The organism is Polynucleobacter alcilacus, assembly GCF_018881545.1.
GTDB lineage: Bacteria > Pseudomonadota > Gammaproteobacteria > Burkholderiales > Burkholderiaceae > Polynucleobacter > Polynucleobacter alcilacus.
Genome location: NZ_JACVQD010000001.1, coordinates 1009238 through 1034401 on the forward strand (window position 1 = coordinate 1009238; position 25164 = coordinate 1034401).

Sequence of the window (25164 nt, forward strand, 5' to 3'; positions counted from 1 at the left end):
ATTGCTATAGCTAGATAGCTATGTGGTCTGGTTTCAAGTCTGCGTGGTATCTCTCATACATTTGGATGTAAGCAGCCTCAAGATTTTTTGTAAAAAGTGGTGTATCAAACAAGGGTGCAGTTGGGCGATTATTCATTATTTTTTGCTTAATATGAGCTAGTTTTTGAGGGTTCTGCGCCAACTCAATTGCCAAAGCTTCATAATCTTCTTGAGTAGTTGTAATGAGTTCATGCAGACCAATAGCATTTAAAAGACTGGCAGCTACACGACTAGCAAAGGTCTGCCCCATTAGTGTGAGGATGGGAGTGCATGCCTTTAAAGAGTCGATCGCTGTAGTGTGGGCATTGTAGGGATGGGTATCCAAAAATAAGTCTCCAATTGCATATCTTGCTAAATGATCAGACATTAGCTCTACTCTCTTAGCGAAAATAATCCTACTAGAGTCAATGCTCCGCCTCTCAAATTCTGCTGTGATATTAGTCTGGAAGGATTGATTATTTTCAGATACCCATAAAACACTGTTTTCGACACCATGCAAAATTCTAGACCAGCCATCTAAAACCTGAGGATTAAATTTATAGTCATTATTAAAGCAACAGAAAACAAATGCATTTTGTGGCAACCCACACTCTTCTCGTGTAAATAGCCTAGAAGACGCCACTCTCTTGGAATCATCAACCATATAAGTATCAGGTAGGCTCACTACTTTTTCGGTATAAAACTCTTGATGAGACTCTGGAATAAGCGTTTTATCGGCAACAATATAATCGATAAAATCAGCGCCAATTGTCCCGGGATAACCTAACCAATTGACCTGAATAGGAGAGGCCCGATAAGAGAAAATTCCAGTTCTAGAATATTGAGTTGGACCAGCTAAATCAATTGCAATGTCTATCTCCAAGTCTCTAGCTAATTGAGCAATTTCTTGGTCTGACAAATTCTCAACTTCTATAAAACTATCAAACCCCTTTCTTAGGCGAACATTCGTTAAATCTCCAATAGGGGCCTTTTGTAACGAAAAAGCAAATACCTCAAACCTATCTCTAGAATGAATTTCAAAGAGTTCGGAAGTTAAGAAGGAAACTGGATGGCTTTGAAAATCAGGAGAGAAATAAGCAATGCGAATTTTCTCTTTTTTAGTCAGCTTATAAATAGGGCCTAAAGCAGGATTTGATGGATATTTCTCGTAGGCAAAAATTTGAGCAGCCTGTTTATGCAGCAAAGCATCATCATTCATAGCCAATATGAAGGGGCCCGCAACTCGCTCTTTCGCAATTATTTTTTTAGCTATATTTTTGATGTCACTCGCTACATTAGACCAGCTAGCTATTTTCATTTTTGCGTGGAGCAAATATCCATATACCCAATCAATATCAGGCTTAAGAATAAGCGCCTGATCGTAATGTGCAATCGCCTCGTCATAGCGCTTAAGATCATTTAGTGTGGCACCTTTATTAGACCAAGCTTCTGCATAATCAGGTTTTAGGCTCAGGGCCTGATCGTAGTGCGCCATCGCCTCGTCATAGCGCTTAAGATCATTTAGTGTGGCACCTTTATTAGACCAAGCTTCTGCATAATCAGGTTTTAGGCTCAGGGCCTGATCGTAGTGCGCCATCGCCTCGTCGTAACGTTTAAGCTCACACAAAGCCCATCCTTTATTAGTCCATGCCTCCGCATAGTTAGGCTTAAGAATAAGCGCCTGATCATAGTGTGCAATCGCCTCGTCATAGCGCTTGAGTTCATTTAATACATTGCCTTTATTAGACCAAGCTTCTGCATAATCACGTTTTAGGCTCAGGGCTTGATCGTAGTGTGCAATCGCCTCGTCATAGCGCTTGAGTTCATTTAATACATTGCCTTTATTAGACCAAGCCTCCTCATATTTTGGGTCTATTTTGATTGCCTTATCATAAGCATCAAGAGCATTGCTGTACTCTTTAATTTCAAGGTAAACATTACCCAAATTACTTAAAGTCAATGAATCCTGGGGAAGAGCTTTAAGGGATGCATTGAGGTAATTCAAAGCCTCTGGATATCGCCCCCTTTGAGCGGAAATTACCCCAAGAAGTCTGAGTGCATAAGGATTGCTGGATTCCAGACTTATTACTTGTTTTAAACACTTCTCAGCTGACTCTAAGTTTGTACCCCTAAGAAATTCAAGTGATTGATTCAAAAGTGAGATTATTTGGGAATTCATAATTAAATATTACCCCAATAGAGTTGATGCAAAAAAATCCAGTCTGCCTTGCAAAACAATGTGAAGGGACTAACCCTAATGTGGAAGACATGGTCAAGGTTGTTGACTAAGGCTTAAAAGTATTACTCAGTAAGGCTTTAAAGTGTTAAAAAAATATGAAAGGCTAACCAAGCGGAAAATGACATGCCTACCTAAAGTCCTAGATATGATTTAAATCGAATTTAACCTTCTCAAAAACACTATCCCAATCACCAATGGCTGGCTGTCTAAATAACTTTACTGATGGATACCAAGGACTGTCAGTTCTATCTAAAAGCCATCGCCAATCAGGCACATGAGATAAAAGAATCCATGTCTCTTTTCCCAAAGCTGCGCTTAAATGAGGAATGCTCGTGCACGTACTAATAACCAAATCTAGATTCTCAATAAGGGCCGCCGTATCAGCAAAGCTTTCTAATTCCTCTCCGAAGAACCTAATACTTCCATAGGCTTTAAAAAATTCTTTATCACATTCTTTTATTTCTTTTTGCAGGCAGATGTATTCGAATCCTTCAATAGGAAGCGCCTTCACAAAATCTTTAAGCATTAAGCTTCTTTTAGAGTCCAATTTAAAACTGGACATACTGCTCCAAACCAAACCAATTCGTTTAGCTCTCTTTTCTCCCAATTTGATCTTCCACTCAAAAACCTTATTGTTATTTGAAGTTAAATAATGAGGATAGGAGGGAATTCTGGAAATAGTAGTATTTAGCGCCAAAGGAAGGGTCAACAATGGGCATTGATAATCAAAGAACGGTAACTTTTCACCCTTAATGACTAATTGTGAAACGCCTTCTACATTTTCCATCAAACTTGCAAGCGCCTCAGGAACTTCCAAAATGACATTAGCACCTAAATCAGAAACTAATTTTGTATATCTACAAAACTGGATGAAATCACCAAATCCTTGCTCCCCATAGAGCAAAATTGTCTTACCCTGAAGTGACTCAACACCAAGCCACTTAGGCTTTTCAAATGTGCGCCTCCCCCCAATTTCATCAACAATCTTGGAATCCCACCTGCTCTCATAAATTGGTAAACCATTTTCAAAATTACCTTGCAAAAGCAGGCACAAACTTTTATTCCAATATGCGTCCTGATAGTTGGGCCTTAAGCTTAGCGCTTTATCGTGATGAGCAATAGCCTCATCAAGAAGTTTAAGCTCATGTAGGATATTCCCTTTATTGGACCATCCCTCGGCATAATCGGGGTTTAAGCTTAGCGCTTTATCGTGATGAGCAATAGCCTCTTCAAAACGTTTTAGTTCATACAAGACATTGCCCTTATTGGACCAAGCTTCCTCATATTTAGGGTCTATTTTTATCGCCTTATCGTAGGCATCTAGAGCATTGTTGTACTCTTTAAGATCAAGAAAAACATTGCCTAGATTGCTCAAGGCTAATGAATTCTTTGGCAAGACTTTGAGAGAGCTATTTAAGAACTGAAGAGCATCTGAATATTGCCTCCGCTGGGCAGCAATTACTCCAAGAAGTCTCAGAACATGGGGATTGTTAGATTGCAGTCGTAGCGCCTGCTTTAAATATAGCTCTGCCGACTCTAAGTTTAAATTTCTGAGTGATTCAAGCGATTTGTTTAGAAGAAAACCTAATTGTGGATTCATAATTCAATAATATCAGCGGCTTTAGAAAAATATTTCGTCGTTTTTTATCTCCGTTGATAACTATTTGCTAGATTATCCTGCAAGACATAAGCAATGCCATTTGCTACCAATGATAAATCCCGTTCTAAGACTCTACTTTTATAAGACCAACCCGCAGGCATCTTTAGTTGCTGATCTAGGGTAGCTAAATCTTTGATAGATAAAGTGGGATTTACAATTTGTGAATAAGACTGCATCACGTAAACCTCACCGGCAGGAGAGGATAACTCATATACGGTAGCACCAGCTTTATAAATAAAGTTCGTCGTACGAGTGATTTCATTTGGACTATATTGTTTGCTACCAATCAGTTGCTTAAATAGTCCTACTTTTACTACTGCTCGCAAATTCATTTCAATACCGCCAAATGATTCTTTTACCTTATTCACTGAGCTACCTGCCGCTTGAATCTCATCCATTGTCCAGTATCTTGGACCATTAAGTAATACGAATGAAGCATCATTGGCTTTGGCAATAGCATCCTTTGAAAGCGCCTTCCATTGCTCCTCTGGACAGAGATTAAGGCCTTGAGTATTAAATACTTTTACCTCCAGCTTAAGCCAACTTCGTTTGCCGTACAGTACTTCGCAATAGCGCTGATTCCGGAGATTAGAAACCGACATCTCAAATTCAGGTATTTTTTGCTGAATGGTTTGGGCGGTCGAATTCTCGGCTATTAGGGTCACTCCTAGAGAGAGTAGGAGTAACTTAAGGGTCATTACTGCTTTTTTTCTCTGCGCCATAGCGATACCTGTTCTTTAGGGGAATGAATGTAGTCCACTGTACCAAATAAAAAACGCCCAGTCTTTTGAACTGGGCGCTCTTATTTCTACAGCAAGTTAGCTGGAGGGTGCGGCCTATTACATCATGCCGCCCATACCACCCATACCGCCCATACCGCCCATATCAGGCATACCGCCACCAGAAGACTCATCCTTTGGTGCTTCACAGATAGCGCAATCGGTAGTTAATAACAGCGCTGCAACAGAAGCTGCATTTACCAAAGCTGTTTTAGTTACCTTAGTTGGGTCGATCACACCTTGAGCTACGAGGTCGCCGTATTCACCAGTTGCTGCGTTGTAGCCGTTATTACCCTTGCTAGCCAATACCGCATTTACTACAACACTTGCTTCATCACCAGCATTAGAAACGATGATACGAAGTGGCTCTTCCATGGCGCGTAATACGATGCTGATACCAGCGTCTTGATCAGCGTTATCGCCTTTCAAGCCCTTGATACCTTGCATAGCACGAATTAATGCAACGCCACCGCCTGGAACAATACCTTCCTCCACTGCAGCGCGTGTAGCGTGCAATGCATCATCAACGCGGGCTTTCTTTTCTTTCATTTCTACTTCAGTAGCAGCGCCAACACGAATCACTGCAACACCACCTGCCAACTTGGCAACGCGCTCTTGCAATTTTTCTTTGTCGTAGTCGCTAGTCGCTTCTTCGATCTGAACACGAATGTTCTTCACACGAGCTTCAATCGCTTTAGCATCACCAGCACCGTCAATGATGATGGTGTTTTCTTTGCCAATTTCAATGCGCTTAGCTTGACCCAAATGCTCTAGAGTGGTTTTCTCGAGTGTGAGGCCAATCTCTTCAGCAATCACTGTACCGCCAGTCAAAATCGCGATGTCTTCTAACATTGCCTTACGGCGATCACCAAAGCCTGGAGCCTTAACAGCACAAGTTTTGATAATTCCGCGGATGTTATTCACAACTAAAGTTGCCAAGGCTTCGCCTTCAACATCTTCAGCAATAATTAACAATGGGCGACCAGACTTCGCTACTTGCTCGAGCACTGGAAGCAAATCACGAATGTTGCTAACTTTTTTGTCAAACAAAAGAACATATGGGCTTTCCAATACGGCTACTTGTTTTTCAGGTTGGTTAATGAAGTAAGGAGAGAGGTAACCGCGGTCAAACTGCATACCCTCAACTACTTCGAGTTCGTCTTCTAAAGACTTGCCATCTTCAACAGTAATAACACCTTCTTTACCGACTTTTTCCATCGCTTCTGCAATACGTTGACCAATACTATGGTCGCTATTTGCAGAGATAGAGCCGACTTGAGCGATTTCTTTGGTAGTCGTGCAGGGCTTGCTGATTTTTTTGAGTTCTTCGAGAGCGGCTGTAACTGCTTTATCGATACCGCGCTTCAAATCCATTGGGTTATGACCTGACACTACGTATTTCATGCCTTCACGAACAATCGATTGCGCCAAAACAGTAGCGGTAGTGGTGCCATCACCAGCGATGTCAGCAGTTTTGGAAGCTACTTCCTTAACCATCTGAGCACCCATATTTTGCAGTCTATCTTTGAGTTCGATTTCTTTTGCTACGGATACACCATCTTTAGTGATGGTTGGGCCGCCGAATGAACGCTCCATCACCACATTACGACCCTTAGGTCCTAAAGTTGTTTTTACTGCGTTCGCGAGAATATTTACGCCTTCTACCATCTTGGTACGGGCACTATCTCCAAATACAACGTCTTTTGCTGCCATGATTGAATTCCTTTCTTAAATGCCGAAATTACTTCTGTACAACAGCCATGATGTCTTCTTCGCGCATTACGAGAAGTTCATCGCCATCGACCTTAACTGTTTGACCTGCATATTTGCCAAATAAAACGCGATCGCCTACTTTGACGTCAGGTGCGTTTAATTTGCCACTGTCATCCCGTTTGCCTGGGCCTACTGCCATAACTTCACCTTGATCAGGCTTTTCTGCAGCAGCGTCAGGAATGATGATTCCGGAAGCAGTTGTTGATTCTTGATCTAAACGCTTGATGATTACGCGATCATGTAAGGGACGCAAATTCATCTCTTCTCCTATGTTAGTAAATGTTAACTATTAAAAATCTATATAAAACAGGGGTTTACAATCTCAATACATGAAAATTGCTAGGAAAAGCGTTTTTAGCACTCTCATGTAGGGAGTGCTGATTATATAGGTCTGATTCCTTAGATTTCAAGGGCAAATCCCCATAAATTCTTTAAGGAATAACCCCCCATCTATACTATTTATAGTGTGGTAGGTCGATTCCTACAGATAAATCAGCCTTAAGCCCTTACTACTCCAATCCGTCCTGCATAGACTGGACAGTCACCGATTGGAGAATGCTGATGAGCCCGAAATCCCGGCTGTACACGCTTGTAAAGGCATGGAAGAACAAACCCTTCCAAGAAGTACGAGACGCCTGTGGCGCACCTTGGCTTGGTCTTAGTAGCCAAGCCCTTGAAGATCATCAATCCTGGTCCAAGCGACAAGCGATTAGTCATGAACCCATTTTTAACTGTAAGGGGACAAAACTGACCGGCTCTTTATTTAGACCATTACTGACAAGTACAGATGTGCAATTACTGCGCTTATTTATGGAGGGCTTAGATACGATTGCCTACTGGTATCGCAGTGGTCGCTTTATTCCCGGCATCTTGCCAATCCCAATGCATGCAGTTGCTTCTAGTGGCTATATTGATGCCCTCAGTGATCTCATCCTCAATTCACGTTTGCCGGTAGGGCTTATTGCCCTTGGCATCAATCTACCCCGAGATCCTGAGATCAATGACGCTTACAAAGAGGGCTTGCTGCGCATGCGCCGCCTTGGCGTATTACTTCACCTCATGGATTTTTCAGGAAGCCCAGAGCAATTACGCTGGATTGCCGAAATGCAAATTGAAGGTATTCATATTGATATGCGCCAGTTTCGTGATCAAACGCTGGCGAGAGATGTCCTTTCTCAAATCAGAAACTCACCTTATTCACCCACCCAAATTTATGCAAGCAATGTATTACTTATAAAAGACTTAGAAAATGCTACTGATTGGCAGATTGACCATTGCTATGGCGGCTTAATGATGTCGCCGCTTAGCCGACATCAAATACTTCAAATCAATGATAGCCGCATTGCTAAAGCCATTTTTTCGCTGCACCCTCATCAACACCCAAACCAAAACGGAGACAAGTAATGAGAAAACGCGTGATGTTGGTAGATGACCATCCGGCTATGCTGATGGCTCTCAAAAGTATGTTGCAAGACCAGTTGTTATTCGAAGTAGTAGGGCAAGCTCAGAATGGTGAGGAGTGCCTTCGATCCATGAAAGAAGTGAATCCGAATATGGTGATATTAGATCTTGATATGCCTAAAACAGATGGCTTCGATGTGATTCGGCGCATTGGCTTAATGCATCCTGAAGTTCGAATGCTGGTTTTATCCAGCATGGATGAAGCAGTTTATGGTGGCAGGGTTCGCTCACTCGGGGGCCACGGCTTTGTTAATAAAACAGCTGGTGCTGATGTGATCTTAGCGGCCTGCGTTGCAATCTCTCAAGGGTATAACTTTTTTACTCACGGGAAAAATGGGAATAGCTCATTAAGCGATAACGATAAGTTGGCTTTAATTTCTGATCGTGAGTTACAGGTGATGAAATACCTCGGCAAAGGAAATACCAACCAGCAAATTTCAGACCTGCTGCACATCAGCAATAAGACTGTAGCCACCTATAAGACTAGAGTCTTTGATAAGCTTGGTATTAATAATATTGCTGACTTGATTTTGTTCTGCCGCATGAACAATATTATCGAGAGTTAACACTGGCATGTATCGATTCACCATTCGCTCCGCTCTCTTTGTTTGCCTTTTGGCAGGCGGAGCCAATGGCTTAGCCCAGTCAACTTCACTAAGTTCAGCAGAGCTAAGATGGATCGATGCCCATCCCGTAGTGCGCTTTAGCATTCACGAGAAATATGCCCCTTACCTTCAGAATGAAGTAAACAGCGATTCCGGAATCTTTTATACCTTCTTAAAACGACTAGGGCAATTTACCCAACAAGAATTTCATCCTACATGGAGAAAGACAGAACAAGAAGGTTTGAGGCAATTAGCGAATGGAGAGGTGGATTTCATTATCGATCCACCCTCACTCAATGACGAGCATCTTCAATTTGGATCCTTATCAGAAGCGATATTCTGGGGTCATGATGCCGTGCTCACAACGAGCTCCAAGAGCAATAAATCAATCTCACCAGTCAATATTGCTTACTTTGATCGCGGTTATGAAAATCCCCCGATCACTGCTCATCCGCAAGCCAGTCTTTCAAGTCAATCGGAGAAGCTTATTTTTGATCTCCTACGAAATGATATTGACGCCCTAGTTCTACCCATTCGCTTAGCCAAACAGCTTATCAAACAACTCAGTAATCCAGATCTCCAGGTTGATGGCCTATATCATCGCGAGCCCTTTGAGTATCGCTGGCTGATTTCTCATGAAGATACTGCTTTGCATGGCGTACTGAGTGGTTTTCTTGCGCACTTGGATCCAATGGAATCACGCCAGCTCTTTGCCTTGGATGATCCCAGTCCTCCGTCTCAGAACAATTCGCCTTGGAAGACGCTTCCTTGGTTATCAACTTTAGCTATATTTCTAGCCGGGAGTTTTTTGTTGTGGCGTATGCGAAAAAAACAAAGTCTTCATGAGCAAGAAGCGGAGAATTTAATTTCCTCTAGAGATCTTGCGGAAAGAGCCAATGCAGCAAAGTCGAGCTTTTTAGCGACGATGAGTCATGAAATTCGTACACCAATGAATGCCATCTTAGGAGTACAAGAGTTGCTTCTTACTAGTCGACAATTTCCTGCTAATGAAAAATCACTACTAAAGAGTGCGCATGCATCTGCTGAATCTCTCTTGGGAATCTTAAATCAAGTTCTAGATCTCTCTAAGATTGAGGCGGGTAAGCTCACCCTAAATACCGAGCCTTGTTGCCTTAATACGCTGATTGATGAGGTTGACTCAGCCTTTTCGACGGTGGCTTGCAAACAGAATCTCATCCTCCATACCTCTAAAGATCCGCGCATTGCATCAGTGCTGATGATAGACGGACTACGTCTGCGCCAAATTCTCCAGAATCTAATTAGCAATGCGATTAAATTTACCAACCAAGGGGAAATCTATTTCTCTATTAGTATATTAGCTGATGATCATGCGGGTCAACTGATTGAGTTTCGAGTAATTGATACGGGAATTGGCATGGGCAAGGAAGAGCTCGAAATAGCACTTCAAGCTTTTGAGCAAGTGCCCGGCAAAAGTACCCAACAAAATGGTACCGGTCTTGGCCTTACCATCACAAATCATTTGGTTACCTCTATGGATAGCCAACTCTACTTTGAGAGCGCGCCAGGTTTTGGAAGTAATATTCATTTCTGCGTTGCCTTTCCACGCACCAGCATTGCTGCCTCTAAAGTTACATTTGCCCATGATCAATCGACATCCGCTCACAAACGGGTTTCTTTACAAGCGCATAACGAGAGTCGTGCCATCAAGGCCCTAGTAGTTGAGGACCATCCTGCTAGCCGGCAAATTATTGCCCTGCAACTACAAGCTTTGGGAATTGAAGTATCTGTATGCGATAACGCAAATGCAGCACTTCAGTTGATTGCTACCGATCACTTTGATCTATTAATGACTGATCAATCTATGCCTGGCATGCAAGGTTCTGAGTTAGCAAAACAAGTACGTTCTTTGGGTCACCATAAACTCATTATTGTTGGCATTACTGCAGATATCTATGCTCTAGATTCACGCCATTTATTTTTAGCGGCTGGCATGAATGGGGTTCTCATCAAGCCCCTAAGTATCCTTACCCTTGAAAATGAGCTCTCTCGTTATTTCACGGTCGAAGATGAGAATGGAATAGGGGAGGAATACTCATTCGACGTCTTCGCAAACTTATTACGCCAAAATCCAAAACAGATTATCGTCATACTTGATGAAATTAAACGTGTCCATGATGACTCGCTTGAAATACTGAAGACTGAAGCTGTCGATGAAGCCACATTCATGGGCATACTACATAAGATTAAAGGGGGCGCCCAACTCCTAAGCGCTAAATACTTTATCGAAAGCTGCGAATCATTAGAAAAAGCGGGGGCTATATCAGACCGAGTTTCTCTTTGTATCGACTTGCTAGAGGCACAAAATCGCATCATTGAACGTTACAAGGCCCAGTACGCTATTTCTGAATAAGGTTTGTCTTCTGCTTACGTAGGTTTATCCTATCGGGAATGCGATCCCTTGTTAAACGCTTACCCATCCTCCTTTCAATAATCTTCTGGATTGGAACTTCTCTTCTTGCCCCTATGGTGAGGGCTGAAGGTACTCCCTTAGCACTACCACCCGCAGTTACTGGCAGCTTAGAGCGAAATCAAATCCCCAAAAATGCGGTGAGCATCTCTGTTATGGAAATTGAGCCAGGACGCCCTGGTAAACATCTTGCCAAGAATATTTTGGATTGGCGCGCTAGTGAAGCAATGAACCCTGCTTCAACCATGAAATTACTTACCACTCTTGCCGGCTTGGATATTCTAGGACCGCAATATCGTTGGCGCACCAATATCTATACTGATGGCGTGATCCGCCAAGGAACGCTTAAAGGAAACCTCTATTTACAAGGCACAGGTGACCCTAAACTGATTCCAGAAGAATTGGCTAAGCTAATGAAGGCACTTCAAGGTCTGGGGATTCAAAAAATTGATGGCAATCTCTTTTTTGATCGTAGCGCCTATGCACCCAGCGTTATGGAGCACAACACCATCGACGGCGAATCGCTCAGGGCTTATAACGTTCCGCCCGATCCCCTACTCTATGCTTTTAGAACGCTCTCATTCCAGATAGGTAAATCACGTACAGCAGATTTCATTGATATTAGTTATACGCCAGCCCTTTCACAACTCAAGATTAATAACCAAATGCAATTGGTCGATAGATCTTGTGATAACTGGAAAAGTAATATTCGCTTTAATTTAGACCCTGAAGGTAACCCCAACAATGAGCAACTGCTCATTGCCCAGTTCTCTGGCGCCTTTCCAAGCGCTTGCAAGGGAGTGAATTACAACGTTGTTGTGCTTGATGCAAATACCTTTTTGACGCAAGGCTTTACTGCTGCCTGGGAATTAGCAGGCGGCACCTGGACACAAACACCGGTAGGGAAAAATGGTGTGGTTCCACTTGCTGCACGCTTATTACTTCAGTTTGAAGGCATCAACCTGGCTGATGACGTGCAAGATATTAATAAGTACTCGAACAATGTGATGGCCCGCCAACTTCTACTCACTCTGGCATTAGAAAAAATGGGTAAGCCTGCCACAACAGCGAATGGTGAACTTGTCATTCAGAGTTGGCTAAAACAAAATGGGCTGGAGTTTTCAGGGCTAGTTATTGAAAATGGTTCTGGCTTATCACGCAATGAAGCCATCTCAGCGGGGCAAATGAATCAACTTCTGTTCACTGCTCGTAATCTTCCAGTAGGTGATGTCTTTTATAACAGCCTGCCTATTGCTGGTACCGATGGCACTATGCGGAATCGCTTAATGACTCAACTACGAAAATTTTTACATCTCAAGAAAAAACCAGAGGCTAGAATTAAAACTGGTTCACTGGCAGATGTGCGTGCAATCTCTGGCTATGTGCTGAGTAAATCTGGAAAGCTATATGCAGTAACGTCGTTTATCAATCACCCCAATGCCTGGAAAGGACTAGAGGCGCATGATCAATTACTAGCGTGGCTACTTGAAGATGGACCAGAGCCAAAACACGCGCGCTGAAGTCGATCTCTGACGCCATCCCATTCTTCGCCAGCGGGTGGCTCAGGAAACAGTATTAAGTCCCAGCCCTGTTGGTCTAAGTCTCGTAAAGAACGATATAAACGACTCGCAAAAGTGGTGCTGTTACTAGGAACCTCCACCTCTTCGAAATGCACAGATGGATGACCATCCTCACCCAGAGAGGACTCAGAGTCCCATACTGCAACAGCGACGCGAGACTTGATATCTGGAAACTCACTCAAAGCATCTAGGACTCTACCAGGAGCATACAAACGCAATGGTGTAGTTGGAGCATAGTGCGCGCGCATACTTCCTGATACTCTAGGAAGAACTGGAATGAGATTTTGATCTTTTGCTTCATCTAGCTGATAGACTGTGATACCGGTCTTAGCCAAAATTTCTTTAGGGGTAATTACTCCAGGGCGCAACAAAATAGCGCTATCCCCTGATGAGAGATCAATGATGGTGGACTCGATACCCACTTCACAATCACCCCCATCCAATACCATTAAATCCAACATACCTTCAAATTCATTACGCACATCAGCAGCACTGGTGGGTGAGACTTTGCCAAAACGATTGGCAGATGGTGCTACTACACCACCCTTAAATTTACGCAGCAACTCTTGTGCAACAGGATGGGCAGGCGCCCGAATGGCGACTGTATCTTGACCACCAGTCAGTTCATCTAGAACACTCTTATCCTTTTTAAAAACCAAGGTTAAGGGTCCAGGCCAAAAAGCATTCATCAACTTCAAAGCATCATCAGATAAATCCCTCACCCATGGAGTAAGTAAAGGAAGCCAATCAATTTGTGCTCGATCAAATTTATCAGGGGCTGCCAAATGGACTATTAAAGGATGATTTGAAGGGCGTCCTTTTGCAGAGAAGATTTTCTGGATGGCTTCAGCATTTTTAGCATCCGCCCCTAAGCCATAAACTGTCTCGGTTGGAAAGGCAACCAAACCTCCATCACGCAAGGTTTGCACTGCCTCGTTAATCACTGCAGAGGATTGCAGTGGCGTCTTATCCGAAGACATTTCAGGGCTCAATGCCTAATTCGGTAGCAACGGCAGCACAGTTTTGACGAGCCTCATTTAAGGCCTCACCTAGGCAATTGATGTGACCCATCTTGCGTCCCATACGGGGCTCTGACTTACCGTAGAGATGCAATTTCGCATCCGGATGCGCAAGGACTTTATTCCAAGCGGGCTCTTTAGATTGATCTTCACTACCCTCAAACCAGAGATCCCCTAGTAAATTCAGCATTGATACCGGCGCCAACTGACGAGTATCCCCTAAAGGCAAGCGAGCCATTGCCCTGACCTGTTGTTCAAACTGACTGCTCACACAAGCATCCATCGTGTAGTGACCAGAATTATGCGGACGCGGTGCAATTTCATTAGCTACGATATCGCCATTTTTGAGTACAAAGAATTCAATACAAAGTACACCGACATAATCAATCTTACGAATAAGCGCCTTAGCCGCATCAATAATCTTCTTCTCTTGTGCAGGCTTCAACGACGGGGCAGGTACTGTGGTGGTATGCAAAATACCATCGCGATGAATATTTTGAGCTACCGGATATGCCACGACGGCATCATCATAGCCACGCACCACTAAGGCAGAAACTTCAAAGTCCAGTTCCATGCGTTTTTCTAATACGCAAGGTACTCGACCGAAGTCATTCCAAGCCGCACTCAAGCTTTCGGCATCATAAACAGTAATCTGACCTTTGCCGTCATAACCCATGCGAGCCGTCTTTAAGATGCCTGGGAAAAGGTCTGCGGGTACATGAGTAATATCCGCATCATGCTCAATGACGAAGTTTGGAGCAGGGCCAATATTTGTTTCTGATTTCCAGGTAGCTAAGAACTTTTTCTCAGCAATGCGGTTTTGTGCCAATGAAACACAACTGCTACGCGGCGCAACAAACACGCCCAAAGACTCCAACTCATCTAATGCCTGTGCCGGAACGTTTTCAAATTCCGTGCTCACCGATGCGCAAAGAGATGCCATCTCTTTTAAAGCCTTAGAGTCTGTGTAATCCGCTTGAATGAATTTTTCTGCAATTGAGCCAGCAGGACTATCGGCTCCAGGGTCAAGGACACAAACTTTATAACCCATCGCTTGAGCAGCCTGGGTAAACATCCGCCCCAATTGACCGCCACCTAAAATACCTAAATATGAACCCGGTAAGATGGGTTCCATGTGCTCTACCATGTAATTAGTATCCCGGTAGATTCATAGCGCGCGCAGTATCTGACTGTTTTGAGCGGAACTCATCAAGGCGCTTTGCTAGATCAGCATCGTGCAATGCCAAACTTGCGATTACATGCAAGGCTGCATTCGCTGCGCCAGCCTCACCAATCGCAAACGTTGCAACTGGAATACCTTTTGGCATTTGCACAATGGAATACAGGGAGTCTTCACCACGTAAATATTTACTTGCCACTGGAACACCGTAGATGGGAACGATTGTTTTAGAGGCCAGCATGCCTGGCAAATGCGCAGCTCCACCAGCACCAGCAATAATTGCCTGCAAACCATTGGCCTGGGCTTCTTCTGCGTACTGGAACATATCATCAGGCATCCGATGTGCTGAGAGCACTTTAGCTTCATGAGCAATACCAAATTGCTCTAGCATTTGAGCGGCGTGTTGCATCGTGTCCCAATCTGAATTGGAACCCATCACTATTCCGACTATTGGCTTTTTGCTCATGAACCTCTCCAAATACCTTAAATCCGCTGATATACGATGTAGGGCTCTATTATCCCTGAGATGTTTTAGATAGGCGACTGAGTCAAACGGCTCAGGGCTTCACGATACTTTTCAGCGGTCTTTTCAATGACATCTGCCGGCAATTGGGGTGCGGGAGCGGTTTTAGGCCAAAGCTTGCCATCTACCATGGCAGTCTCTAGCCAATCCCGTACAAATTGCTTGTCATACGAAGGTGGATTTGAGCCTACATAATAGGTCTCAGCAGGCCAAAAACGGGATGAATCAGCCGTCAGAATCTCATCCATCAATACTAACTGGCCGGCATCATCCAAGCCAAACTCAAATTTGGTATCGGCAATGATAATTCCACGAGTGGCAGCGTATTCAGAAGCTTCTTTATACAAACGAATACTGACTTCCCGTATCTGATTGGCTAATTTTTCACCAATCAACTCAACGACTTTTTCAAATGAGATATTTTCATCATGCTCACCCACCTCTGCTTTTGCAGCAGGTGTAAAAATAGGCTCAGGTAATTTTTGTGCATTTTCTAAACCAGAAGGCAATGTAATTCCGCATACCTTGCCAGTTTCTTTGTAATCTTTCCAGCCACTACCCGCTAAATATCCCCGTACAACCGCTTCCACCAAAATGGGCTTCAAACGCTTTGCTACGACTGCACGGCCATTCACCTGACTTACTTCATCTGCAGCAACAACTGTAGCCGGATCGATGCCAGTCAAGTGATTAGGAATTACAGCAGCTAATTTATCAAACCAGAAGTTCGCCATTTGATTCAGGACAATGCCCTTCTCCGGAATAGACTCTCCCATCACCACATCAAATGCAGATAAACGATCAGTGGTAATCATCAATAATTTGTCATTGCCTAGAGCGTAGACATCCCGCACCTTTCCTTTGGACAATAGAGGTAATGACTTAATAGAACTTGCATACAAAGCGGGCATATTTAAATCACTTCACGATCTGGGTGAGTTTGCCGCTCTTATAAAGCTCAGCCATTTTTTCCAATGGAATTGGTTTGATTTTGGATGCTTGACTAGCAGATCCAAAAGCCTGAAAGCGCGCGATACAAACCTTCTTAGCCGCTTCACGGGCTGGCTTTAGGTAATCACGCGGATCAAATTTACTTGGATTTTCAATAAAGTAACGGCGAATGGCGCCTGTCATAGCCAAACGGATATCAGTATCGATGTTGATCTTACGAACCCCATTTTTAATACCTTCTTGAATTTCTTCTACGGGGACGCCGTACGTTTCTTTCATGTCGCCACCAAACTCACGAATCTCAGCCAAGAGTTCCTGAGGAACACTCGAGGAACCGTGCATCACTAAATGGGTGTTCGGAATGCGCGCATGAATTTCTCTAATACGCTCAATCGCCAAAATATCGCCAGTGGGCTTTTTGGTAAACTTATACGCGCCATGACTAGTGCCAATTGCAATTGCTAAAGCATCACACTGAGTTTCTTTAACAAAGTCAGCGGCTTGCTCAACATCTGTCAGCAATTGTTCACGAGTCATTTTCCCATCAGCACCGTGACCATCTTCTTTGTCACCCTGCATCGTCTCTAGTGAGCCCAGCACACCCAACTCTGCTTCAACAGTGACCCCAATCGAATGGGAAAATTTCACTACTTCTTTAGAAACGTCTACGTTGTATTCATAACTAGCTACAGATTTGCCATCAGCTTCTAAAGAACCATCCATCATGACGCTCGTAAAGCCACTCTTAATCGCAGCCATACAGACCGCTGGACTTTGACCATGGTCTTGATGCATCACGACTGGAATGTGTGGATAAGCCTCAACCGCTGCAGAAATTAAATGGCGCAAAAATGCTTCGCCAGCATACTTGCGAGCACCAGCCGATGCTTGCATGATTACTGGTGAGTCTGCCTCATGAGCCGCTTCCATAATCGCCGTAACTTGTTCCAAATTATTGACGTTGAATGCTGGCAGGCCATAGCCATTTTCAGCAGCATGATCCAAGAGTTGTCGCAAAGAAACTAAAGCCATGATGTTCTCTTCATTAATATGGGTTAAATACGTTAATCAATTACTTCACATGAATAATTTTGAGGGTATTGGTGCCCCCAGGCTCACCCATTGGCTCACCTGAAGTCAATACCACGGTATCGCCTTGTTTCACTACGCCTGACTTCTTTAGACAGGCCTCGACTTCTTGTAAAGCAGTATCGCGATCCTGAGAGCAATCAAGGCCAATTGGCGTGACATTGCGATAAGTGCTTAATGCGCGTTGAGTAGCAATCTTGGAAGTAAGGGCAAAGATAGGTACATGAATATTATGGCGGCTCATCCAAATTGCTGTAGAACCAGAATCAGTCAATGCCGCAATAGCATTCGCATTCAAATGATGAGCCGTAAATAAGGCACCTAATGCAATAGTCTGATCAATGCGAGTGAAGGTTTGATCCAAGAAATCAGTATCTAATTTAACGCGATTAGATTTCTCGGCCTCTACACAAATTTCCGCCATTGCTTTAATGGTTTGCACTGGGTACGTACCTGCAGCAGATTCTGCTGAGAGCATGACGGCATCTGTGCCGTCTAGCACCGCATTCGCCACATCGCTTACCTCAGCACGGGTTGGGACTGGAGCATGAATCATTGACTCCATCATTTGGGTAGCGGTAATCGTAAATTTATCGGCTTCAAGTGCCAATGCAATCATGCGCTTTTGTAAAGCTGGAACCGCAGCATTACCAACCTCAATCGCTAGATCCCCGCGCGCCACCATAATGCCATCGCTCTCCGCAATAATGCTCTTCAGTGCTTCTAGTTCAATCGCTTCAGCACGCTCTACTTTAGCGATAGTCCGCACTTTACCAACACCATGTCTAGCGCTAGCAGCGTCAGCCAACTTGCGGGCATAAGTCATATCTGCGCCATCTTTTGGAAAGCTAATGGCTAAGAAATCAACCCCCATAGCGATTGCTGCATCTAAATCGGTGATGTCCTTTTCAGTTAAAGCGGGAGCAGTTAAACCCCCGCCGGCGCGATTAATACCTTTGTTATTCGACAGTGGGCCACCTTGCTCCACTATTGTAAAAATCTCACCGCCCTTCACACTCTCTACGCGCAATACCACTAAGCCATCATTTAATAAAAGACGATCACCTGGTTTGACATCTTTTGGCAATTCTTTGTAATCGAGTCCTACTCGCCCTTGATTGCCTAGCTCACAGTCAACGTCAAGGATAAATTTCTCACCCTCTTTTAAGAGGACTTTGCTATCGATAAACTTACCAACGCGAATTTTTGGACCTTGTAAGTCAGCCATAATGCCAACTTCCTTGCCTTCCTCAGCAGAGATCATGCGCACTAACTTATGACGAGCTTTATGGTGGGCAATAGTGCCATGGGAGAAATTCATTCTCACCACATCAACACCTGCACGAATCATGTCACGTAATACTTCAGGCTTTTCAGATGCGGGCCCTAGGGTTGCAATAATCTTTGTTGCTCTTAACATATTTAACCTTTCGCTCTTTCAGCTAGTACTGCAAAGGCTGGCAAAGTTTTACCTTCAAGGAATTCCAAGAAAGCACCTCCGCCAGTTGAGATGTAATCCACTTGATTTTCTATTCCATACTTAGCAATTGCTGCCAAGGTATCACCACCGCCAGCGATAGAGAATGCAGGCGAGTGGGCAATTGCTGCCGCAAGCATTTTAGTACCGCCGCCAAATTGGTCAATCTCAAATACTCCGAGAGGACCGTTCCAGACAATCGTACCAGCGTGTGCAAGCATGGTTGACAGACGTGCAGCAGTCTTCGGGCCAATATCTAAAATCATGTCATCTTCAGCCACTTGATCTGCTGACACGCGGTTAGCACGAGCTAGCGGAGAAAGTTCATTAGCAACTACTACATCCTCAGGAATAGGCACATGCGCACCACGCTTTTCCATGAGCTCCATAATCTCTTTTGCTTCATTGACCAAGTCTGGCTCAGCCAAAGATTTACCAATGGGCAATCCTTTTGCCAGCATGAATGTATTAGCAATACCCCCACCCACAATCAGCTCATCCACTTTATCTGCTAAAGCTTTAAGAATGGTGAGTTTTGAAGACACCTTTGATCCAGCAACAATGGCTATTAAGGGCCGCTTAGGACTCGCCAGCGCACGGCTTAAAGCGTCTAACTCAGCAGCCATTAACGGACCCGCACAGGCTATCGGGGCAAATTTTGCAACTCCATAAGTAGTTGCCTCAGCACGATGGGCTGTACCAAAAGCATCGTTTACATACACATCACACAGCGCAGCAATTTTCTTTGCTAACGCATCGTCATTCCTTTTTTCACCCACATTCAAGCGGCAATTTTCGAGAAGCACCAGTTCTCCTGGATTCACTTCAAAACCGCCATCAACCCAATTACTAATTAATGGCACCTTGCGGTTAAGTATGGTTGCCATTCGATCGGCTACCGGAGCCAAACTATCTTCGAGCTTAAATTCCCCTTCAGTGGGACGACCTAAATGAGAGGTCACCATTACGGCGGCGCCAGCATCCAAGCATATTTGCACTGCAGGCATCGATGCCCGAATTCGGGTGTCCTCGGTAATGTTTCCCGCTTCATCCTGAGGAACATTCAGGTCGGCGCGAATAAATACCCGCTTTCCCTTTAATTGGCCTGATTGGGCTAATTCACTTAAGCGCTTAACTTTAAACAAGGATTCAGGCATGAGATTTGGCAAATAAAGAGATTTGTGAGGAGATCTCCATTCTAAATCGTCTAGGATTACAACCCTCATGGTCGAAGCTATCCGACTTCGCTACCTGCTCTACAATAAGGGCTAAGAGGTATTTTGGGCCTAAAAGACATGCACCCCTTGTCCGAGCGCCCCGATTAACTGGATTTAACTGATAGAACAAAGGTAGAAAAAATGTCGATGTCCGACCGCGATGGCTTTATTTGGACCGATGGAAAGCTAGTTCCTTGGCGTGAAGCGAATATTCACGTCCTAACCCATAGCCTCCATTATGGAATGGGTGTTTTTGAGGGTATCCGCGCCTATAAAACGCCTCAAGGTACCGCTATTTTTCGCCTCCCAGAGCACGTAAAGCGCCTTTTTAATGGCACCAAGATCTTTCAAATGAATATGCCCTATAGCCCTGAAGTGATTTCCAAGGCCATCATTGATGTAGTCAATAGCAATAAGCTCGAGGCTTGCTATATCCGCCCAATTATCTTTATTGGATCCGAAAAGCTGGGAATTTCCCCTAAGGGCAATACCATTCATACGGCAATTGCTGCCTGGGAATGGGGGGCTTATTTAGGTGAAGATGGTATCAATAAAGGCATTCGGGTTAAAACCTCCTCATTTACACGCCACTTTGTCAATTCATCCCTCGTGCGCGCTAAGGCCTCTGGTTATTACATCAACTCGATTTTGGCCAACCAAGAAGTCACTGCCAATGGCTACGATGAAGCTTTATTACTCGATACCGAGGGTTATGTTTCTGAAGGATCCGGAGAGAATATTTTCATGATAAGTGATGGCATTGTTTATACACCTGACTTAGCTTCTTGCCTAGACGGTATCACGCGTGATTCCATCATTGATATTGTGAAAGATCTTGGTCTTGAGCTGCGCGAAAAACGCATCACGCGCGATGAAATTTATTCTGCTGATGAAGCCTTCTTTACTGGTACAGCTGCTGAAGTCACCCCAATTCGAGAATTAGATGACCGCAGCATTGGTGATGGTAAGCGTGGTCCGATCACTGAAAAAATTCAAAAAACCTATTTTGATGCCGTGTACGGAAGAAGCGATCAATACAAATCGTGGCTCACATACGTTAAATAGTATTTGGCAATTAGGAAGCAGAACATGACTCAAGCTCAAGCAGTAATGGTGGATGGTAAAGATCTGCCATTGCATTGCCCTACCAATCAAACACCTGCCTGGAATTCACATCCACGGGTTTTCTTGGACATCACTAAAACCGGGGAAGCGAAGTGCCCCTACTGCGGTGCTGATTACAAACTTATTCCTGGCACCGAGCCACACGGACACTAAGCCTTATCGGCGCCTTACTCTGAGGCGCTGAGTCGGGATACATCACATGCAAAGTATTCTGATCATCGCCCCAAACTGGATTGGGGATGCAGTGATGACTCAGCCTTTGCTTGCAAACCTCAAAGTGCTCTATCCAAATACAAGGATTGATGTTCTTGCAAGCACTTGGGTAGCCCCTATTTATCGCGCTTGCTCTGAAGTGAATGAAGTCATCGACGCAAAGTTTAAGCACAAACAATTGCAATGGGGTCTTAGAAAGAATCTAGCGAAAAAGCTTGAGGCTAAAAATTATCAAGCCTGTTTTGTATTGCCCAATAGTCTTAAATCTGCACTCATCCCTTGGCTTGCTAACATTCCATTTCGCATTGGCTATCGCGGTGAATTTCGCTTTGGCCTTATTAATTTATCGCTAGATAATCCAAGCAAATTCAATCGCCCGCCAATGGTGGATCACTACCAAGCACTGACTCAGCTTCTTGATGATGAGTCAAAGCCTCTAGCTAATTTAACGCCCAAGCTTAACGTTTCGCTTACTGCAAAAGAATCTGTAGAGCGAAAACTGCATGATGCTCACATTCCTTTTGGATCGCTTTATGTTATCTGCCCAGGCGCTGAGTATGGGCCGAGCAAACGATGGCCAGCAGACCACTTTGCAAAACTTGCCTCCAGCTTGATTACGCAAGATTCAAGCAATCAGATCATCCTACTCGGTAGTAAGGGTGATGATGCGATCGCTCAAGAAATCCTTTCACAAGCAGATGATGCAAAAAATATTCATAACTGGTGTGGGAGCACATCCCTAGACGAAGCGATTGCTCTTATCGGGATAAGCAAAGCTGTCCTCAGTAACGACTCCGGGCTCATGCATATTGCAGCAGCCCTTAAGATCCCTCAAGTAGCTATCTTTGGCTCCAGCGACCCCGCACACACACCCCCACTGTCAGATAAGGCCCAGGTCATTTGGCTTAATCTGCCGTGCAGTCCTTGCCATAAAAGAGAGTGCCCGCTGGGTCACTTGAAGTGCCTTAAAGATATATTGCCAGAACAAGTTTTGGCTACACTCAATACCTTGTAATTACCTCTCAGGGAAAGCTAGCCATGACCAAACTTGCCAGACTCTTTCACAATGCCGATGAAGTTGTGGACGCGTGGCGTGATGCCTTACGTCATCGTAACGTACAAGGGGCATTGGATCTTTGGCTAGATGATGACTCTATTACCTGCGTACTTCCTGAGGGTCATCGCCTAAGTGGTCATGCAGAAATTCGTCTAGGGTTAGAAAGATTATTGTCTAAGCAGCCTTTATTTCTTGAGCCAATCGCCTGTATTAGTCACTCTATCTTAGGCGCATCGATCTACGACACCACAGAAGCAGTTCATCTCAAACCTGACCAAATAGAAGCAGCATTTTTTCTGAATATCACACTAGTTCTACTGCAAGATAGTCAAGGCTGGAGAATTGCTCACCTGCATGCCAGTCGATCAACAGAAGAAACTTTTGATGCCCCATCTACACCACACGGCTTGCATTAAAGATCCCCATGGATGAGCAAGTACTACGATCGCTCATCAAGTGGCCTAATGTGCCGGATTGCTTCGGCTGGCTTGCATTAGATCGGCGCGGCCAATGGCGCATGCGCGATGAATTTACGCAGCAAAATAAGTTACCAGGCCAGGTCATTCAACATCTAGCCTTGAATGACTTTATCTCCAGAAACTATGCATTTGACGAGCTAGGAAGATACTTTTTTCAGAATGGTCCGCAACGGGTCTTTGTCACGCTAGACGCCACGCCATGGATAGTCAGACTACTTCCAAGCGAACAAGGCTTGCGGCTAACTACGCAATGCCAAACCCACCTTGAGCCAAACGCTGCCTTAAGCGATGAAAAAGGCAATATTTACATTGTTGGCCTGATTAATCAAGTAACTGATGAAAGTCACAGCACGGATTTATCGACTGCGAATCATTTCAGTGTTGCCCTCTTACATGACCACGACTTAGATCTCTTTTCTGAGTTAGCAAAATTGCGAGAAGAAGCATGTAGCTTTGGTGGTTCCTGGAGTTGGCATGGGAAATCATTATCGTTAGATCCAGTTCACTCTAACGAACTTAGTACTCGATTTAATTACAGCCCAAGTCCTCGAGCTTAATACTTAACCTGGATTTTTTCCTTGCTCCTTAAGCTCATCTTGATACTGTCTTTGCATCTCACGTAGACGTGCATCAATACTTGAGCCCTGGTAATAGTCAGCCCCAGCAGAACGAGCAATCTTCATCTGTTCAATTGCTGATGGCCAAGCCCCTTCTAGCGCGTACTTTTCGCCTAAAGCATAGTGCCGCATGGGTACATTTTTTGCCTGATCATAGGCCGATGACAATAGGGCCCACCATACAACTTCATTTGGCTGTGCCCTAGTGCGTGCTTTAAGCCAAGTAATCGCATCATTAGTGCGTCCCAGCTTTAAATAGGCATTCACCATCGCAGCCCCTGCAGCATAAGACTGCGGATAGGCACGTAAAGTCGCTTGCGCAATTTGTAATGCCTCTTCATTCTTACCCTTAGCTAGGGCTAACTCCGAAGCAGTGATATCCAAAGATAAACTTTGCCTTTGAATGGGTGATCCAGGAGCGCTGGCCGCCTGAGCTAAATTACGGGACTGCACCAAATAGGTTTCTGCTTGATCGATCTTTCCCTGACGCTGCGCAATGAGCGCTAATCCATAGAAGCCCTCCATTTGCTTGCCTGCCTGCGCTTGCTTGCTATAGCTCTCAAAGGTATTTTTTAGATCGTAAAGACCACTAGAAGTTCCAGCCTGCTCCATCCGAGCTCTTGCCTTGATGAAATAGAACTCTACCGATGTAGGTACATTACGGGATGCTACAGTCCGCGCACGATCTTGCATGTCCGCAATACGATCCGTAGTTAGGGGATGAGACCGAACGTAAGTTGGGACACCTTTATCCATGATTCCAGTGGCTTTTTGGAGGCGCTGAAAAAATCCTGGAGCACCATTAACGTCATATCCTGCAGCATCTAAAATCTGAAATCCAATGCGGTCGGCTTCACGTTCAGCATCCCTCGAATACGACAACTGATTATTGATTGCAGCTGCTTGACCGCCCTGCATTAAACCTGCACCAGCAGAAGGATTACGCGACATGGCTAAGGCACCAAGGACCATGCCTGCAAGAGCAATCATTGTATTGGTAGCCTGCTGATCCATTTGCCGAGCCAGATGACGTTGCAAAACGTGACCAGTCTCATGTCCCATCACGGAAGCAACTTCAGAATCAGTATCAGCCGTAACTATTAATCCCGTATGAAAACCTATAAAACCACCAGGTAATGCAAACGCATTAATACTGCTATCTTTAACCGCAAAAACTTCAAAGTTGTATGCACCACTTCCCTGCTCATTTGCACCCCCAAGCTGTAATTTTTTTGCAGCCTGTAAGAGTCGGCGCTCCATTTGGTTTAAGAAATCATACAAAGGTAAGTCATTTGAATAATCAGGATCAGGCCGAATCTGGCGCATGATCATTTCACCATACTTGCGTTCGTCTAGCCGACCTAAAACATCCCCGCCTGGATCGCCCATATCTGGCAAAACAAGATTCGGCTGACTTTGTAAAATACTTCGAGAGGCGGCATTTGTAGGGCGCGCATCTGGAGATTGCATGGCACGCCCAATATTCTGAATAGCGGCTGAATTACCCTCCACCACCACATCCCCACTGGCAGGAGCTGCATAAGCAGTAGGAATGCCGGAACAAGCCAAACCCAGCATTAGCTGGACAGCCAAAATATGCTTTAAATAGAAGGTTTTTCTAGGTAACTTTATTTCCCACATTCCTATATGGTA

22 protein-coding genes are annotated in these 25164 nt (G+C 44.4%); 9 read left to right on the forward strand and 13 right to left on the reverse strand.

The genetic code is table 11. The features are described from left to right. Positions 1-10 precede the first annotated feature (10 nt). The 5 genes from ICN45_RS05120 to ICN45_RS05140 form a co-directional block, all read right to left on the reverse strand. Positions 11-2197 (reverse strand): O-linked N-acetylglucosamine transferase family protein, encoded by a 2187-nt coding sequence (locus ICN45_RS05120; protein WP_255531097.1) that lies wholly within the window; start codon positions 2195-2197, stop codon positions 11-13. Between the two features lie 199 nt (positions 2198-2396). After that, positions 2397-3857 (reverse strand): tetratricopeptide repeat protein, encoded by a 1461-nt coding sequence (locus ICN45_RS05125; RefSeq protein ID WP_216173996.1) that lies wholly within the window; start codon positions 3855-3857, stop codon positions 2397-2399. A gap of 44 nt (positions 3858-3901) precedes the next feature. Next, the gene (locus ICN45_RS05130) at positions 3902-4639 is read right to left on the reverse strand and encodes a hypothetical protein (protein WP_216173999.1); all 738 of its coding nucleotides are present in this window, start codon (positions 4637-4639) and stop codon (positions 3902-3904) included. Positions 4640-4756: 117 nt separating this feature from the next. Further along, a complete protein-coding gene (groL, locus tag ICN45_RS05135) occupies positions 4757-6409 on the reverse strand; it encodes a chaperonin GroEL (protein ID WP_216174002.1) in 1653 nt (550 codons plus the stop codon). Between the two features lie 28 nt (positions 6410-6437). Then, complete coding sequence (locus tag ICN45_RS05140; RefSeq protein WP_216174005.1) at positions 6438-6728, reverse strand: co-chaperone GroES; 291 nt, start codon at positions 6726-6728, stop codon at positions 6438-6440. Between the two features lie 302 nt (positions 6729-7030). Between ICN45_RS05140 and ICN45_RS05145 the strand changes: the two genes are divergently transcribed. From ICN45_RS05145 to dacB, 4 genes are read left to right on the forward strand one after another with little or no spacing between them, the layout of a single operon-like run. Then, a complete protein-coding gene (locus ICN45_RS05145) occupies positions 7031-7873 on the forward strand; it encodes a diguanylate phosphodiesterase (RefSeq protein WP_216174008.1) in 843 nt (280 codons plus the stop codon). After that, entirely contained in the window at positions 7873-8496 is a 624-nt protein-coding gene (locus ICN45_RS05150; RefSeq protein ID WP_216174012.1) for a response regulator transcription factor, read from the forward strand. The genes ICN45_RS05145 and ICN45_RS05150 overlap by 1 nt, the downstream gene beginning before the upstream one ends. Before the next feature lie 7 nt (positions 8497-8503). Continuing rightward, complete coding sequence (locus ICN45_RS05155) at positions 8504-10927, forward strand: ATP-binding protein (protein ID WP_216174014.1); 2424 nt, start codon at positions 8504-8506, stop codon at positions 10925-10927. Between the two features lie 38 nt (positions 10928-10965). Then, a complete protein-coding gene (dacB, locus tag ICN45_RS05160) occupies positions 10966-12504 on the forward strand; it encodes a D-alanyl-D-alanine carboxypeptidase/D-alanyl-D-alanine endopeptidase (RefSeq protein ID WP_216174017.1) in 1539 nt (512 codons plus the stop codon). On the opposite strand, the gene ICN45_RS05165 is transcribed toward dacB, so the two are convergent. From ICN45_RS05165 to ICN45_RS05195, 7 genes are all read right to left on the reverse strand, one after another. Beyond that, positions 12450-13544, reverse strand: coding sequence for an L-threonylcarbamoyladenylate synthase (locus ICN45_RS05165; protein ID WP_216174020.1), 1095 nt, complete (start codon positions 13542-13544; stop codon positions 12450-12452). The two genes, dacB and ICN45_RS05165, sit on opposite strands and share 55 nt — an antisense overlap. A 1-nt stretch (position 13545) precedes the next feature. Continuing rightward, positions 13546-14730, reverse strand: coding sequence for a 5-(carboxyamino)imidazole ribonucleotide synthase (locus tag ICN45_RS05170; protein WP_216174023.1), 1185 nt, complete (start codon positions 14728-14730; stop codon positions 13546-13548). Positions 14731-14734: 4 nt separating this feature from the next. Then, the gene (gene purE, locus ICN45_RS05175; RefSeq protein WP_216174026.1) at positions 14735-15229 is read right to left on the reverse strand and encodes a 5-(carboxyamino)imidazole ribonucleotide mutase; all 495 of its coding nucleotides are present in this window, start codon (positions 15227-15229) and stop codon (positions 14735-14737) included. Between the two features lie 65 nt (positions 15230-15294). Then, positions 15295-16197 carry a phosphoribosylaminoimidazolesuccinocarboxamide synthase gene (locus tag ICN45_RS05180; RefSeq protein ID WP_216174029.1) on the reverse strand — a complete coding sequence of 301 codons (903 nt, stop codon included), beginning with the start codon at positions 16195-16197 and terminating at the stop codon, positions 15295-15297. A 7-nt stretch (positions 16198-16204) separates the two neighbouring features. Continuing rightward, positions 16205-17269 (reverse strand): class II fructose-bisphosphate aldolase, encoded by a 1065-nt coding sequence (gene fba, locus ICN45_RS05185; protein ID WP_216174032.1) that lies wholly within the window; start codon positions 17267-17269, stop codon positions 16205-16207. Positions 17270-17309: 40 nt separating this feature from the next. Beyond that, entirely contained in the window at positions 17310-18746 is a 1437-nt protein-coding gene (gene pyk / locus ICN45_RS05190; RefSeq protein ID WP_216174035.1) for a pyruvate kinase, read from the reverse strand. A 2-nt stretch (positions 18747-18748) separates the two neighbouring features. After that, the gene (locus ICN45_RS05195) at positions 18749-19960 is read right to left on the reverse strand and encodes a phosphoglycerate kinase (protein WP_216174037.1); all 1212 of its coding nucleotides are present in this window, start codon (positions 19958-19960) and stop codon (positions 18749-18751) included. A gap of 201 nt (positions 19961-20161) precedes the next feature. On the opposite strand from ICN45_RS05195, the gene ICN45_RS05200 reads away from it, so the two are divergent. From ICN45_RS05200 to ICN45_RS05220, 5 genes are read left to right on the forward strand one after another with little or no spacing between them, the layout of a single operon-like run. Further along, positions 20162-21085, forward strand: a complete 924-nt coding sequence (locus tag ICN45_RS05200; protein WP_216174040.1) for a branched-chain amino acid transaminase — start codon at positions 20162-20164, stop codon at positions 21083-21085. A gap of 24 nt (positions 21086-21109) precedes the next feature. After that, on the forward strand, positions 21110-21298 hold the full coding sequence (locus tag ICN45_RS05205) for a zinc-finger domain-containing protein (RefSeq protein WP_216174043.1): 189 nt from the start codon (positions 21110-21112) through the stop codon (positions 21296-21298). Positions 21299-21344: 46 nt separating this feature from the next. Then, a complete protein-coding gene (gene waaF / locus ICN45_RS05210) occupies positions 21345-22373 on the forward strand; it encodes a lipopolysaccharide heptosyltransferase II (RefSeq protein ID WP_216174046.1) in 1029 nt (342 codons plus the stop codon). A gap of 23 nt (positions 22374-22396) precedes the next feature. Beyond that, entirely contained in the window at positions 22397-22831 is a 435-nt protein-coding gene (locus ICN45_RS05215) for a nuclear transport factor 2 family protein (RefSeq protein ID WP_216174049.1), read from the forward strand. An 8-nt stretch (positions 22832-22839) separates the two neighbouring features. Continuing rightward, a complete protein-coding gene (locus ICN45_RS05220) occupies positions 22840-23451 on the forward strand; it encodes a DUF2946 family protein (RefSeq protein WP_216174052.1) in 612 nt (203 codons plus the stop codon). Between the two features lie 3 nt (positions 23452-23454). On the opposite strand, the gene ICN45_RS05225 is transcribed toward ICN45_RS05220, so the two are convergent. Beyond that, complete coding sequence (locus ICN45_RS05225) at positions 23455-25152, reverse strand: M48 family metalloprotease (protein WP_216174055.1); 1698 nt, start codon at positions 25150-25152, stop codon at positions 23455-23457. Positions 25153-25164 lie beyond the last annotated feature (12 nt).